This window comes from Isoptericola sp. NPDC019693 (assembly GCF_044389085.1).
GTDB lineage: Bacteria > Actinomycetota > Actinomycetes > Actinomycetales > Cellulomonadaceae > Isoptericola.
This window is the reverse complement of the sequence record NZ_JBIRXP010000002.1, coordinates 627,336-641,158: the sequence shown is the minus strand read 5'-3', so window position 1 is coordinate 641,158 and position 13,823 is coordinate 627,336. Positions and strand designations below refer to the sequence as shown.

Sequence of the window (13,823 nt, the reverse complement as noted above, 5' to 3'; positions counted from 1 at the left end):
CCGCCCATGGGCCGCCCTCGGCTCGTCAGCCCGTCGGACGCCGCTTCTGCGGGTACGGGGTCTCGCCCCGCTCCAGCATCGCGACGTACTTCGCCACGTTGCGCTCGCGCGCCTCGGCCGTCTTGAGGGTGCCGAGACGGTGCAGGATCGCGAACCGGTTCTGCGACGTGAGCACCTCGAACATCGCCGTCGCCGCCGGGCTGGCCGCGAGCGCCGCCGCCAGGTCGGGCGGCACCTCGATCCGGGCGGGCCCGTGGTACGCGGCGTCCCAGCGCCCGTCCGCCTTCGCCGCGTCGATCTCCGCCTGGCCGCGGGGCCGCATCCTGCCCTCGTCGGCCAGGCGGGCGACGATCTCCTGGTTGCGGACCGACCATCGGCTGCGGGGCCGGCGGGGGCAGAACCGCTGCAGCATCGTGTCGGCGCCCAGGCTGCGCATCTGGGCGTCGATCCAGCCGCTGCACAGCGCCTCCTCGAGCGCCGTGGCGTGCGTGAGCGTCGTCGGCGCCGGGCGGCCTTTCTTCGCGAGCACCAGCCACGCCCCGTCAGGCGTGTCGTCCTCGTGCTGGTCCAGCCAGGCCCGCCACCCCGCGGGGTCGGGAAGCAGGAGCTGGTCCGGGGCGCCGTCGGCCATGCGCCGACCCTACGGCGCCCGGGCCCCTCGCGGGCACCGGCGCCGGAACACCACGCCCCTTCGTACGGTTGGCATCAGCGGGACACCATCCCGTCCCGGTCATGGAGGTAAAGCGATGAACTCGATCTTCGACCAGCTGCTCGGCCGCTCCGGCAGGACCACGATGGTGGCGCCGGAGGACGCGCTGCCCGGGCGCGAGTCGCCGGTGCTGCCCGCCGCCCGCCCGCACACGGTGCTCGGCACCTCGATCGTGGGCCCGTGGCCCGAGGGCACGCGGGTGCTGTACCTCGCGATGGGCTGTTTCTGGGGCGCCGAGGAGATCTACTGGCAGGTGCCGGGCGTCGTGAGCACGGCCGTCGGGTACATGGGCGGCACGACGCCGAACCCGACGTACGAGGAGGTGTGCACGGCCCGCACCGGGCACACCGAGACCACGCTCGTGGCCTACGACCCCGCGAAGGTCTCCGAGGCCGAGCTGCTCAAGGTCTTCTGGGAGCGGCACGACCCGACCCAGGGCTTCCGGCAGGGCAACGACGTCGGCACGCAGTACCGGTCGGCGGTCTACTGGACCACCGCGGAGCAGGAGCAGGCGGTGCGCGAGACGGCGGAGCGGTACTCCGAGGTGCTCGCGGCGAAGGGCTACGACCCGATCACCACCGAGCTGCGCCCGGCCGTCGAGGCCGGCCCGTTCTACTACGCCGAGGACTACCACCAGGAGTACCTGGACAAGAACCCGAACGGCTACCGCTGCCACGCGACGACGGGCGTCCCCTACCCCGACGCCGCATGAGCGCCGACACGGCGTGACGGAGCACGGCTCCGGCCGGCGGACAGTGCGCCGGCCGGAGCCTCCGGGACCGGGCGACGCCCGACGGGGCACCGCCAGGAGGTTGGGGCGATGGACGGGTGCGTGTTCTGCGCGGTCGTCGGGGAGCCGTCCGGCAGCCAGGTCGTATGGCAGGACGACCTCGTCGTGGCCTTCCTGGACATCGCGCCGATCACCGAGGGCCACTGCCTCGTCGTGCCGCGCGAGCACCACGTGGGGCTCGACGACCTCCCGCCCGAGGTCGCGGCCCGGATGGTCCACGTCGCGCAGGGCCTCGGCGGGGCGCTGAAGCGGTCGGGCCTGCGGTGCGACGGGGTGAACCTGTTCCTCGCCGACGGTGCGGCGGCGTCGCAGGACGTGTTCCACGCCCACCTGCACGTGATCCCCCGGTTCGCCGGGGACGGCTTCACGGTCGACGCCGACCGGCGACGCCCTTCCGCCGGCGAGCTGGAGCGTGCGGCGGACGCGGTCCGCGCGGGCCTGTCCTCGGCCTGAGGATCGCCGCCGCCCCCGCCGGGCGACCCGCCGGGCCGCGGGTGTGGAATGGACGCATGAGCGAGCAGAGCACCACGCCCGACATCCCCACCCGCACCGCCGCCGACGGCACCGCGATCCCCGCGGTCGGCTTCGGCACCTACAAGCTCAAGGGCTCGGACGGCGTCGACGCGGTCGCCCGCGCGATCGACGCCGGCTACCGGCTGATCGACTCCGCGTTCAGCTACGAGAACGAGGGCACGGTCGGCCGTGCCGTGCGGGCCTCGTCCGTGCCGCGCGAGGAGCTGCTGATCACGTCGAAGCTGCCCGGCCGCCGCCAGGCCTATGACGACGCCGTCGCCACCGTGGAGGAGTCCGTGTACCGCAGCGGGCTCGACCACCTCGACCTGTACCTCATCCACTGGCCCAACCCCCGCATCGGGAAGTACGTCGAGGCGTACCAGGCGCTCGTCGACTGCCGGGAGCGGGGCCTGATCCGCCACGTCGGGGTGTCGAACTTCCTGCCCGAGCACCTCGACGCCGTCATCGAGGCCACCGGCGTGACGCCGGTCGTGAACCAGGTGGAGCTGCACCCGTACTTCCCGCAGGCCGACCAGCGCGCCGCGGACGCCGAGCGCGGCATCGTCACCGAGGCGTGGAGCCCCCTGGGCCGCGCGAGCGACATGCTCGAGGACCCCGTGATCGCGGAGATCGCCGCGGCCCACGGCGTCTCCCCCGTGCGCGCCATCCTGCGCTGGCACGTGCAGCTCGGCGTCGTGCCCATCCCCAAGGCGTCCAGCCCGCAGCGGCAGGCCGACAACCTCGACCTGTTCTCGTTCGAACTCACCGACGACGAGATGGCCCGCATCACCGGCCTCGGCCGCCCCGACGGCCGCACCGCAGACCAGGACCCGGCGGTCTACGAGGAGCTCTGACGCCGGGCCGGACGCCCCTCACGCGTGGTGCAGGGCGTGGGGCTCCGCGTCGACGTCGTGCCCCATCGCCTCGCGGTACAGGGCCGGGTAGTCGGCGGCGACGCCCTGCAGCAGCGTCTCGACGACGGACTCGATCTCGGCGGGGGTCGTCGTCGCGTGCCCGAAGAGGGCCCGGTAGTGCACAAACGACCCGAGCAGGTCGACGGCGAGGTCGAGGTCCAGGTCGGCACGCAGGTCGCCGCGGTCGCGCGCCCCCGACAGGGTGCGGCGCACGGCCTCCCGGGGCGGGTCGAAGAGGCGCGCCATGAACTCGGCGCGCAACTCGGGGTCGTCCGCCGTGTCGGCGAGGAGCGGCGCGAGCACTCCCGGCGGTAGCTGCTCGAACGCGGCGACGAAGAGGCCGAGGCACTCCGCGAGGTCGCACATCGTGCACGACGTGTCGGGGGGCGTCACGCGGCCGATCCGACGTTCCAGCGCCGCGAGCGCCAGGCGCTGCCGCGTGGGCCAGCGCCGGTAGAGCGCCGGCTTCGACGTGCCCGCACGACGCGCCACGTCGCCGAGGGAGAGCCGGGCGTAGCCGACGTCGTCAAGGGCGGCGAGGGTCTCGGCGAGCACGGCGCCGTCGATCCCCGTGTCGCGCGGCCGGCCGACGCGCGCGGACGGCTCGGGCGGGCCCGGCTCGGAGAAGACCGTTGACATGCCCTCACCCTACAGTTTAATTTCGTTACGCCACGCAATGAAACGACGAGGGGACCGACGATGATCCGCACCCGCGGCCTGGCCCGCACGTTCCGCACCGACCACGGCACGGTCGAGGCCGTCCGCGGGATCGCCCTCGACGTCGCCGAGGGCGAGGCCGTCGCCCTGCTCGGCCCCAACGGCGCCGGCAAGAGCACCACCCTGCGCATGCTCACCACGTTGCTCCCCCTCACCCGTGGCACCGCGACGGTGGCGGGGCACGACGTCGCGCGCGACCCGGTCGCCGTCCGCCGCCGCATCGGCTCCATCGGGCAGGGCAACGGCTCCTTCGACGGCCTGCGCGTCCTCGAGGAGCTCACCGCCCAGGCCCGCCTCTACGGTCTGCCGCGGCGCGCGGCGCGCCGCCGCGGCGAGGAGCTGGTCGCCGAGCTGGAGCTCGCCGGGCTCGCGGACCGGGACGTCGCCACCCTCTCCGGCGGCCAGCGGCGCCGCCTCGACCTCGCGATGGGGCTCGTCCACCGCCCGCCCGTCGTCTTCCTCGACGAGCCGTCGTCCGGGCTCGACCCGCACAGCCGGGCCCACCTGTGGGCCCACGTCGCGCGGATGCGGGCCGAGCAGGGCACCACCGTGGTGCTCACCACGCACTACCTGGACGAGGCGGACACGGCGGCCGACCGTGTCGTGGTCGTGGACCACGGCGAGATCATCGCCGACGGGACGCCGGACCAGCTCAAGGGCAAGGTCTCCGGAGACCTCGTGACCGTGGAGCTCGCCGACGCCGCGGACGCGTCGACCGCCTGCGGCGTCGCGGCCCGCCTGCCGGGCGCCCAGGGCGTCGAGCCCGCCGGAGACGTCGTGCGCTTCCGGATCGCCGGCGGGGACACGGTGACGCCCCAGGTGGTGCGGGCCATGGACGCCGCGGGCGTCCGACTGCGGGGCACCCGCGTGCAGCGCCCCACCCTCGACGACGTCTTCCTCACCCTCACCGGCCGGAGCCTGCGCGACGGCGCCACCGCCTGAGGCCCCCAGCGGACCGGCCACACCGACCACACCCCGACGGCACGACGGAGGACGACCATGACCGCCTTGAGCGACACCGCCACCCTCTTCGACCGCGACGTGCGCGCCAAGCTGCGCACCCCGTGGCCCTACGTGGAGTCCCTGGCCGACCCCCTGCTTCTCCTGCTGCTCTTCGCCCCGTTGGCGGGCGCGGTGGGCGCGGCGCCCGACCGTGCGTCCGGGAGCACCATGCAGTGGTTCGTGCCCGGGATGCTCGTGATCATGACGTTCAGCACGTCGGCGTTCATCGGTTCCGGGATCCAGGAGGAGCGGGCGGCGGGCTCCCTGGAGCGTCTGCTCGTGACCCCCACGCACCGCAGCGCCATCCTCACCGGACGAGTGCTGCGCGTCATGGTGACCGTGCTCGTGCAGGCGCTGGTGATCGTCGCGGTGACGGCGCCGATGGGGCTCCGGGTGCCGGTGTGGGGCGCGCTCCTGGCCGCCGTCGAGCTCGCCGCGTTGGCCGCCGGGCTCGCACTCCTGTCGCTGGCCGCCGGCGTCGGCCTGCGCAACGCGTACGCCTTCTGGGGCGTCGTCACGCTGATCTACACGCCGCTGATCGTCACGTCGGGGGCGCTGCTGCCCATGCAGGTGGCTCCTGACTGGCTGTACGCGCTGTCCCGGGTCAACCCGATGGCGCACACGGTCGACGCCCAGCGCGCCCTGTTCGCCGGTGAGCTCGCCGACCCGAGCATCGCCCTCGGCCTGGCGGTCTCCCTCGGCATGGCCGTGCTGGGCCTCGTCCTCGGCGTCCGGGCGATGGGGCGGCTGCGGGCCTGACCACCCCACGTCCGGTTCCGCCCGCCGCAGCACGAGGGCGCCCGCGCCAGCGTCGGAGGCTGGTGCGACGATCGACGGGTGCTGCTCACCGAGCTGGTCACCACGCACGCCGCCGTCGCCGCGACGCGCTCGCGGCTGCGCAAGCGGGAGCTGCTCGCGGACGCGCTGCGCGCCGCGGAGCCCGGCGACGAGGTCGAGGTCGTCGCGGCGTTCCTCTCGGGCCGGCCGCGCCAGCGACGCACAGGCCTCGGCTGGCGCACGCTCGGCAGCCTTCCGGAGCCCGCCGCCGAGTCGTCCCTGACGCCCGCCGACGTCGACGACGCCCTCGGGCGTCTCGAGCGGCTCGCGGGCGCGGGCTCGCAGGCCGCGCGCCGAGCCGCCGTCGACGAGCTGTTCGGGCGCGCCACCGCCGAGGAGCAGGACTTCGCGCGCCGACTCGTGCTCGGCGAGCTGCGCCAGGGCGCGCTCGACTCCCTGCTGCTCGACGCGGTCGCCGCGGCGGCAGAGGTGCCGTTGCCGGTCGTGCGGCGCGCGGCCATGTTCAGCGCGCTCACCGGGCCCATCGCGCGGGCGGCCCTCGACGGCGGAGCGCCCGCTCTGGAGGGGTTCCGGCTCGAGCCCGGCCGCCCCGTGCGGCCCATGCTCGCCGCGTCCGCACCCGACGTCGCCGCAGCGCTGGAGCGGTTTGAGGGCGCGGCCGTCGCCGCCGACACCAAGCTCGACGGCATCCGCGTGCAGGTGCACCGGCGCGGCGACGACGTCGTCGTGTTCACCCGCTCGCTCGACGACGTCACCGAGCGGCTGCCCGAGGTGGTCACCGTCGTGCGCTCGCTCGACGTGCGCACCGTGGTGCTCGACGGCGAGGCGATCGCCCTCGACGACGCCGGGCGCCCCCGCCCCTTCCAGGAGACGGCCGCCCGCACCGGGAGCCACGACGCCGAGGCGGGCAGCGCGGCCGTGCCGCTCAGCGTGCGGTTCTTCGACGTGCTGCACCACGACGGCACCGACCTGATCGACGCGCCCGCCGCCGAGCGGCTCGAGGTGCTGGACCGCGTGCTGCCGCCCGAGGTCGTCGTGCCGCGGCTGGTCTCCGCCGAGGTGAGCGAGGTCGAGCGGTTCTTCGCCGACACGGTCGCCGCCGGGCAGGAGGGCCTGGTGCTCAAGGCCCTCGACGCGCCCTACGCCGCCGGCCGCCGGGGCGCCGGCTGGGTCAAGGTCAAGCCGCGGCACACGCTCGACCTCGTCGTCCTCGCCGTCGAGTGGGGCTCCGGCCGCCGCCAGGGCTGGCTGTCCAACATCCATCTCGGCGCCCGGGACCCCGACACCGGCGGCTTCGTCATGCTCGGCAAGACGTTCAAGGGCATGACGGACCAGATGCTCGCCTGGCAGACCGAGCGGTTCACCGAGCTGGCGACGTCACCCGCCGACGGGTCGTCGTACGTCGTGCAGGTGCGGCCCGAACAGGTGGTCGAGATCGCCTTCGACGGCGTGCAGCGCTCCACCCGCTACCCCGGCGGCATGGCGCTGCGGTTCGCGCGGGTGGTGCGCTACCGGGACGACAAGACCGCCGCCGAGGCGGACACGGTGGACACCGTGCGCGCCCTGGCGGCGGTCTCGAGCGGGGCCGGCTGAGCCCCGGCGACCGACCGGGTCGTCAGCTCGCGCGGCGCTGCCGCGTCCAGATCAGCGCGCCGACGCCCGCGCCCAGCAGCGCGACGGCGGCCATGACGATGCCGAGCACCTGGGCGCCCGTCACGGGCAGCGACTGCGGGGCCGCCGCCGCGGCGGCGTCCGGCCCGACGCTGCCCACGTCGCCACCACCGCTGACGGAGCGGACGTCCTCGACGACGGAACCCTGCTCCGGGTAGTCCGCGCCGCCCATGCCCGGGGTCGAGCCGTCGGTCGGCGCCGTCGGGAGCGTGGAGGGGGCGGGCGACGGCGACTCCTGCGCCGGCGTCGTCTCCTCGGGTGCCGGCGGGGCGGCCTCCTCGCCCGTCGTGGGCGTGGTCTCCTCGGGCGCGGGCGGGGTCTCCTCCTCCGGGGGCGCGGTCTCCTCGGCCGCCGGCGGGGTCTCCCCCTCGGTGGGCGAGGTCGGCTCCTGCGGGGTCGGGGCGTCGACGTACTCGACGGCGTAGTGGCTGATCGCCCGGCACTTGCCGCCGATCGGGTAGGCGATCGTGATCTCCTCGACGGGGACGTCGAGCTCGACGACCTTGGGCCCCTCACCGCGCTTGGCCGACCCGGCCTTGACGCAGTACGCGGAGATCAGCTCGCCCTCGGGGGCCTCGAGCGTGATCGTCTGCTCCTCGCCGCGGACATCCGTCTTCGGCACGTCCATGTCCGGGCAGACGTTGTCGCCCCAGGAGCGGGTGTCGTCGGGCCACGAGAAGCGCTCGCCGTCGACCCAGCCCGCGCCGCCGTCCCATGAGTCGCCTGTCCGCGAGTCCCCCGTACCGCCCCAGCCGTCACGGTCACCGTGCCCCGCGGGCAGTGCGGCGGCCGGGCCGGCCGCGAGGCCGACGACGAGGAGGAGCGAGGCTCCGAGAACAGCGGGTGTGCGCACGAGCACTCCAAGGGGCAGGCGGGATCGACCGCATCAGCAGGTGGTGCGGCCTCCGGCCGCGCCGGAATGCTAGCGAGTCGGATGTTCCGGGGGAAGGGTGAAATTTCCGGACGAGGCACCCATACTCCGCGCCGGCGTCAGCGCCGTCCGCGTCCCCCGCGAGGGCGCCCGCGCCCCGGCTTCCCGCCACGGGGCCGGGCCGCACGGCCGCCCGTCCCGCCAGCCGGCCCGCCCGAGTCGCGCCGGCCCGAGCCACGACGGCCCTCCGCCACCCGCGCAGGCTCCGGCGCGTCGTCCCGCTCCCGGCCCGCGCGCCCGCGCGAGCTGTTCACCGTGCGGCCCCGCACGATGCCGATCATCTCCTCCACCAGCTCGCGGACGTCCTCGGGCAGCCCCTCGACCAACCAGGCGAGCCCCACCGGGGCGCCGGGGCCGCCGTCGAGCACGCGGTACGTCACGTCCTTGCGATGGTGCAGCCGCGCGAGGGACATGGGCACGACCGTGACGCCGACCCCGGTCGCGACCAGGGCGATCGCGTCGGCCGCCGTCGCCGGCCGCAGCGGCTCGACGAGCCCGCCGGCGCCGTCGTCGTAGGCCTCGGGAACCCGCCCCGGCACCGGCGCGCCCGCCGGGTAGAGGACGTCGTCCACCGGCAGCCACACGACGTCGTCGACGAGGTCGTCCGCCGCGACGACCTCGTCCTCGGTGGTCGCCGCGATCAGGTGGTCGCGGGAGACGGCGACCACGGGCAGCTCCGTGTACAGCGGGATGGCGTGCAGCACGTCGCCGTCGACCGGCAGGCGCAGGAGCGCCGCGTCCACCTGCCGCCCCGCCAGCGCGGCGGGCGCGTCGGCGGCGTCGACCTGGACCAGCTCGAGGCGCGTGTCCGGGAGCCGGTCGCGCCACGTGCGCGCCCACCGCCCCGGCGTCGCGCCCGGCACGTACCCGAGCCGGAACGTCGGGCGGCCGTCGTCGGGCACCTCGACGAGGGCGTCCTCGCTCTCGACGGCGTCGTCCAGCTCGTCGTCCGTCGTGTCGTCGAGGGCCTCGCCCGGCTGGTCGTTCACGGCACCAGGCTACGTGGGCGTGCCGCACCGTCCGCCGCGACTACCCTGGACCCATGGCCGGAACCCCCTTCTCCCAGCAGGTCCTCAAGCCGATGAACGCGGCGAAGAAGCTCGGGGTGTACCTGCCCGCCACGCCGCCCGAGTTCCAGGAGCACGGCATCACGCGTGCGCAGCTCGAGGAGCTCGAGACCAACCCGCCCGAGTGGCTCGCCGACCTGCGCCGCAACGGCCCGCACCCGCGGCCCGTCGTCGCCGGTCGCCTCGGCATCTCGATCGCCGGGCTGGCGCGCGGCGGCATCACCGAGCCGCTCACCACAGAGCAGATCGACGAGCTGCGCGACGACCCGCCCGCGTGGCTCCTCGCCGAGCGGGAGACCGCCGCCAAGGTGCGCGAGGAGGAGGACCGGGTCGCCGCCGAGGCCGCACGCAAGGCGGAGAAGGCGGCCCGCCGCTCCCGCTGAGCGGCCGTTCAGTTCGGCAACCGTTCGATCTCTTCGGCAGCCGGACGTGCCGAGGAGATCGGCGAGCTGCCGAACAGATCGCTCAACTTCGCGGCTGCACCCGGTCCGTGTGCCCGAGCGAGAGGTCCGGCGCGACCGCGTCGCGCATCGCCGTCTTGAGCGGCGGGATCTCCGGGAACCCGCCCTCGGCCGCGCGGTCCCACAGGAGCACCGCGGGGCGGCCGTCGCCGGGATCGAGCTCGACCCGGAAGACGCCGCCCGTGCCCGGCACCAGCGCGACCTCGCCGAGCCGGGTGCGGAACGTCTGCAGCAGCTCCTGCGCCACCCAGGCGGCGCGCATCAGCCACCGGCACTGCGTGCAGTAGGTGATCGACACGCGCGCGGTGGACGTCGGCTCGGGCGCGTCGGGGGCATCGCTCATGGCGCCAGGGTAGGGCGCTGGGCAGAGCGCGGTCGGGCGGTTCCGCCCGGGTCGGGGAGACTGGACCCGTGCACCAGACCCCCGAGCCCGACTCCCCTGCCGCCGGCGACCCCGCCACGCGGCTGACCGCCGTCCTCGACGCCCTGACCCCGTGGCCCGACGACGGCTCGCGCGCCGACGGACCCGTCGCCGTCGACGCCACCGACCGGCTGCTGCTCGACGAGGCCGCCCCGCTCCTCGCCGACGCCGGCCCGGACGACGTCGTCGTCATCGGCGACCGGTTCGGCGCGCTCACGCTGGGGGCGCTGACGCTCGGGCCGTCGCGGGTGCGCATGTTCACCGACACCGCGACCGCCGAGGCGGCGCTCGACCATCATCTCGCCGCGGACCTCATGGACCTCGTCCGGGGCGGCCGGCCGCAGCTCGACGTCGTCGGTGCGGACCTGTACACCGAGACGTCGCACCTGCTCGGCGGCGCCCGGCTCGTGCTGCTCCAGCTCCCGCCGTCCCTCGCCGAGCTCACGGAGATCGCGGAGGCGATCGCCCGGCACGCCGCGGACGACGTCGTCGTGCTGGCCGGCGGGCGGGTCAAGCACATGACGCGCTCGATGAACGAGGTGCTGGCCGCGTCGTTCACCGACGTCCGCGCCACGCTGGCGCGCCAGAAGTCCCGCGCGCTGGTCGCCACCGGGGTCCGTCCGGAGGCGCGCGACGCCGTCCCCGCCTTCCCCGCGCGCGCCGTGCTGCGCGACCGGGAGCTGCTGGCGGCCGCGGCCCCGTCGGGCGATGCCTCTCCGGAGGACGTCGCCGTCGTCGCGCACGGCGGGGTGTTCGCCGGGACCTCGCTCGACCTCGGCACCCGCTTCCTGCTCACGACGGCGGAGAAGTGGCCCACCGCCGACCGCGTGCACGACGCCGTCGATCTCGGCAGCGGCAGCGGCCTGCTCGCCACGGTCCTCGCGCTCCGGTACCCCGACGCCCGCGTGGTGGGCTCCGACCGTTCGGCGGCCGCCGTCGCCTCGACCCGTGCGACGGCCGGGACGAACGGCGTCGGCGAGCGCGTCGTCGCGCTGCGCGGGGACGCCGGCGAGGACCTGGAGCCCGCCAGCGTGGACCTGATCCTGCTCAACCCGCCGTTCCACGACCGGACAGCCGTGCGCACCGACGCCGCCCACCGGATGTTCCGCGCGGCGGGGCGGGCGCTGCGCCAGGGCGGCGAGCTGTGGTGCGTCTTCAACACGGCGCTGCACTACCGGCAGGCGCTGACCCGCGCCGTCGGGCCCACCGTGCACATCGCGCAGAACCCGAAGTTCACCGTCACGCGGTCCCGCCGCCGCTGACCTCCCACGCAGCCCTCCGAACGCCGAACAGGCGGTTGACACCGTTATCGCGCGCCAGCAGGCGCGATAACGGTGTCAACCGCCTGTTCGGCGAGGGGTGCGGTCAGCGCACGCCGACGACGTCGACGACGAAGACGAGCGTCGCGCCGCCGGGGATGCCGGCCTGCGGCACGCCGCGCTGGCCGTAGCCGTGCTCGGACGGGATGGACAGCAGCACGCGGTCGCCCACGTTGCGGCCGACCAGACCCTTGTCCCAGCCGCCGATGACGGCGCCGACGCCGATCGGGAAGTCAATGGTCTGGCCGCGGTCGTAGGAGTTGTCGAACACGCCGCCGCCCCAGGTCTGGCCCAGGTAGTTGACGACGATCGTGCGGCCGGCGTCAACCACCGGGCCGGTGCCCTCCTCGAGCACCTGCACCTGCAGGCCGGCGGGGGCGTCGCCCGCGGGGAACGTGATCTCAGGCTTGTCGCCGAAGCCGCCGGTGGCGGTGGGGAGCGTGGTCACAGGGGTACCTCGTCTTCGTCGTCGTGCAGGGTGGGTGCCGCGGCCACCGGGCAGGGACCCAGCCGGAGCCGCGCCGTCCAGCCTACGCGGCGGACGGGATCGGCGACCCGGCGGCCTGGCGCAGGGCCGCGAGCGCGGCCTGCACGGGCGGGGTGTCCGCGACGGCGTCCTGCACGAGCGCGTAGATGGAGCGGACGGGCACCGGCCGCACCACGGGCACGGCCACCGTCCCGGCGGCGGGCCGCGCGGAGCCCAGCGCGGGCAGCACGGTGATGCCGATACCGGCGGCGACGAACGCGAGGGCCGTCGGGTAGTCGTGGGCCTCGACCGCGAACGCCGGGCTGAACCCCGCGGCCCGGCAGGCCTCGAGCAGGTTGCGGCGGCACCACCCGCGCGCGAAGTCGTTGTCGATCCACCGGTCGCCCACCAGCTCGGCGAGCTCGATCTCGTCCCGGCCGGCCAGCGGGTGGTCCTGCCGGACGACGGCGACGTACGGGTCGTCGAGCAGATGGTGCGCGGTGGTCCCGGCCGCGGGTCGGAAGTCCGTCTGCGCGACGGCGAGCTGCAGGTCCGCGCGCTTCGAGGGGTCGGTGGGGATCTCCTCCGTGAGCTCGAGGTCGAGCCGCACGCCCGGGAACTGGGTGCTGAGCGCGCTGACGACGGCGGGCAGCCAGGCCGCGCCGACGGAGGCGAAGTACGCGAGGGACAGGCTGCCGGAGCGACCGGAGCGCAGGTCGGCCACGAAGGTCTCCACCTCCCCGAGCCGAGCCAGCAGGCCGTCGGCCTGGGCGGCGAGCGCCTGCCCCGCCGCGGTGGGGCGCACGCCGCGGCCGTGCCGGGCCAGCAGCTGCAGCCCGGTCTCGCGCTGCAGGGCGGCGACGTGCTGGCTCACCGCGGACGGCGTGTACCCGAGGTTGGCGGCCGCCGCGGCGACGGAGCCGCTGGCGACGACGGAGCGGAAGACGCGGAGACGGTGGACGTCGAGCATGCTCGCGACGATACAGCGATACTGAAGCATTCGGTAGATATCTGAACTGGTGCTCACGGGACGGGTAAGGGCACGATCGGTCCATGGCCGAGACCACCGCGCGCACCGCGCCGCCCGCACCGACCGGGACCCCGTCGAGTGCCGACCGCCGCGCCGGCGCGCTGACGGCGGCCGCGATGGCCGTGACCGTGGTCCTGTGGGCGTCGGCGTTCGTCGGCGTGCGCGCCGTGGGGCACGACCTCGACGCCGGCGCGCTCACCCTCGGCCGGGTCGCCGTCGGCTCCGTGGCCCTGACCGTGATCCTGCTCGTGGCCCGCGCCCGCCGCCGCGCCCCCGTACGGCTCCCCCGCGGCCGGGTGCTGCTGCTCGTGCTCGCCTGGGGCGTGGCCTGGTTCGGCGCGTACAACCTCACCCTCAACGCCGCGGAGCAGCACCTCGACGCCGGCACCACCGCACTGCTGGTGAACATCGCGCCGATGCTCGTCGCCGTGCTCGCCGGCGTCCTGCTGCGCGAGGGCTTCCCGCGCCGCCTGCTCGCGGGCATCGCCGTGGCGTTCACGGGCGTCGTCGTCATCGCCGTCGCGACGACCACCGGCCGGTTCGACGTCGTCGGCGTCGCCCTCGGCCTCGCCTCCGCCGTCCTCTACGCCGGGGCGGCCACGCTGCAGAAGCGGCTGCTGCCGCACACGGACGCGCTCACCATGACCTGGCTGGGCTGCCTGGCCGGCACCGTCGCGGCGCTGCCGTTCCTGCCCGCGCTGGTCTTGCAGGCCGCGGACGCGCCGTCGTCCTCCCTGCTCGGCGTCGTCTACCTGGGCGTGTTCCCGACCGCGATCGCGTTCACCACCTGGGGTTACACCCTGGCCCGGGTGAGCGCCGGTCGGGCCGCGGCGTCCACGTACGCCGTCCCCCCGCTGGTCGTGCTGATGTCGTGGGCGCTGCTCGACGAGGTGCCCGCTCCCGTCGTCCTGCTCGGCGGCGTGCTCGCCCTGGCCGGTGTCGCCGTCGCCACCCTCCCCCGTCGACCTGTCAGGACCCGCGCCGCGCATACCCCGCGCTCGTCCTGACAGGTCG

The 13,823-nt window shown here is 75.3% G+C and carries 16 protein-coding genes; 9 read left to right on the top strand and 7 right to left on the bottom strand.

What is annotated here, in order from left to right; genetic code table 11:
• Positions 1-25: 25 nt before the first annotated feature.
• Positions 26-631, bottom strand: a complete 606-nt coding sequence (locus ACH436_RS08325; RefSeq protein WP_430559727.1) for a YdeI family protein — start codon at positions 629-631, stop codon at positions 26-28.
• Between the two features lie 115 nt (positions 632-746).
• On the opposite strand from ACH436_RS08325, the gene msrA reads away from it, so the two are divergent.
• The 3 genes from msrA to ACH436_RS08310 all read left to right on the top strand — a co-directional run bounded on the left by msrA (position 747) and on the right by ACH436_RS08310 (position 2,866).
• The gene (msrA, locus tag ACH436_RS08320) at positions 747-1,421 is read left to right on the top strand and encodes a peptide-methionine (S)-S-oxide reductase MsrA (protein WP_430559726.1); all 675 of its coding nucleotides are present in this window, start codon (positions 747-749) and stop codon (positions 1,419-1,421) included.
• Positions 1,422-1,529: 108 nt separating this feature from the next.
• The gene (locus tag ACH436_RS08315; RefSeq protein ID WP_430559725.1) at positions 1,530-1,952 is read left to right on the top strand and encodes an HIT family protein; all 423 of its coding nucleotides are present in this window, start codon (positions 1,530-1,532) and stop codon (positions 1,950-1,952) included.
• 56 nt (positions 1,953-2,008) lie between these two features.
• Positions 2,009-2,866 carry an aldo/keto reductase gene (locus ACH436_RS08310; RefSeq protein ID WP_430559724.1) on the top strand — a complete coding sequence of 286 codons (858 nt, stop codon included), beginning with the start codon at positions 2,009-2,011 and terminating at the stop codon, positions 2,864-2,866.
• 18 nt (positions 2,867-2,884) lie between these two features.
• Here ACH436_RS08310 and ACH436_RS08305 read toward each other — a convergent pair whose 3' ends face one another.
• Positions 2,885-3,565 (bottom strand): TetR/AcrR family transcriptional regulator, encoded by a 681-nt coding sequence (locus ACH436_RS08305; protein ID WP_430559723.1) that lies wholly within the window; start codon positions 3,563-3,565, stop codon positions 2,885-2,887.
• A 60-nt stretch (positions 3,566-3,625) separates the two neighbouring features.
• On the opposite strand from ACH436_RS08305, the gene ACH436_RS08300 reads away from it, so the two are divergent.
• The 3 genes from ACH436_RS08300 (at position 3,626) to ACH436_RS08290 (ending at position 7,036) form a co-directional block, all read left to right on the top strand.
• The gene (locus ACH436_RS08300; RefSeq protein WP_430559722.1) at positions 3,626-4,585 is read left to right on the top strand and encodes an ATP-binding cassette domain-containing protein; all 960 of its coding nucleotides are present in this window, start codon (positions 3,626-3,628) and stop codon (positions 4,583-4,585) included.
• A gap of 57 nt (positions 4,586-4,642) precedes the next feature.
• A complete protein-coding gene (locus ACH436_RS08295) occupies positions 4,643-5,404 on the top strand; it encodes an ABC transporter permease (protein ID WP_430559721.1) in 762 nt (253 codons plus the stop codon).
• A 78-nt stretch (positions 5,405-5,482) separates the two neighbouring features.
• A complete protein-coding gene (locus ACH436_RS08290; protein WP_430559720.1) occupies positions 5,483-7,036 on the top strand; it encodes an ATP-dependent DNA ligase in 1,554 nt (517 codons plus the stop codon).
• A gap of 22 nt (positions 7,037-7,058) precedes the next feature.
• Here ACH436_RS08290 and ACH436_RS08285 read toward each other — a convergent pair whose 3' ends face one another.
• A complete protein-coding gene (locus tag ACH436_RS08285; protein ID WP_430559719.1) occupies positions 7,059-7,967 on the bottom strand; it encodes a hypothetical protein in 909 nt (302 codons plus the stop codon).
• 137 nt (positions 7,968-8,104) lie between these two features.
• On the bottom strand, positions 8,105-9,034 hold the full coding sequence (locus ACH436_RS08280; protein WP_430559718.1) for a LysR substrate-binding domain-containing protein: 930 nt from the start codon (positions 9,032-9,034) through the stop codon (positions 8,105-8,107).
• 53 nt (positions 9,035-9,087) lie between these two features.
• On the opposite strand from ACH436_RS08280, the gene ACH436_RS08275 reads away from it, so the two are divergent.
• Entirely contained in the window at positions 9,088-9,495 is a 408-nt protein-coding gene (locus ACH436_RS08275) for a DUF5997 family protein (protein ID WP_430559717.1), read from the top strand.
• Between the two features lie 82 nt (positions 9,496-9,577).
• Here ACH436_RS08275 and ACH436_RS08270 read toward each other — a convergent pair whose 3' ends face one another.
• Complete coding sequence (locus tag ACH436_RS08270; RefSeq protein ID WP_430559716.1) at positions 9,578-9,916, bottom strand: SelT/SelW/SelH family protein; 339 nt, start codon at positions 9,914-9,916, stop codon at positions 9,578-9,580.
• A 68-nt stretch (positions 9,917-9,984) separates the two neighbouring features.
• Here ACH436_RS08270 and ACH436_RS08265 point away from each other — a divergent pair, with 68 nt between their 5' ends.
• Positions 9,985-11,256: a class I SAM-dependent methyltransferase gene (locus ACH436_RS08265; protein WP_430559715.1), complete on the top strand. Its 1,272-nt coding sequence runs from the start codon at positions 9,985-9,987 to the stop codon at positions 11,254-11,256.
• A gap of 103 nt (positions 11,257-11,359) precedes the next feature.
• On the opposite strand, the gene ACH436_RS08260 is transcribed toward ACH436_RS08265, so the two are convergent.
• Positions 11,360-11,761: an FKBP-type peptidyl-prolyl cis-trans isomerase gene (locus tag ACH436_RS08260; RefSeq protein ID WP_430559714.1), complete on the bottom strand. Its 402-nt coding sequence runs from the start codon at positions 11,759-11,761 to the stop codon at positions 11,360-11,362.
• An 82-nt stretch (positions 11,762-11,843) separates the two neighbouring features.
• Positions 11,844-12,749, bottom strand: a complete 906-nt coding sequence (locus ACH436_RS08255) for a LysR family transcriptional regulator (RefSeq protein ID WP_430559713.1) — start codon at positions 12,747-12,749, stop codon at positions 11,844-11,846.
• An 83-nt stretch (positions 12,750-12,832) separates the two neighbouring features.
• On the opposite strand from ACH436_RS08255, the gene ACH436_RS08250 reads away from it, so the two are divergent.
• Positions 12,833-13,816, top strand: a complete 984-nt coding sequence (locus tag ACH436_RS08250; protein ID WP_430559712.1) for a DMT family transporter — start codon at positions 12,833-12,835, stop codon at positions 13,814-13,816.
• The last annotated feature ends 7 nt before the right edge of the window (positions 13,817-13,823 follow it).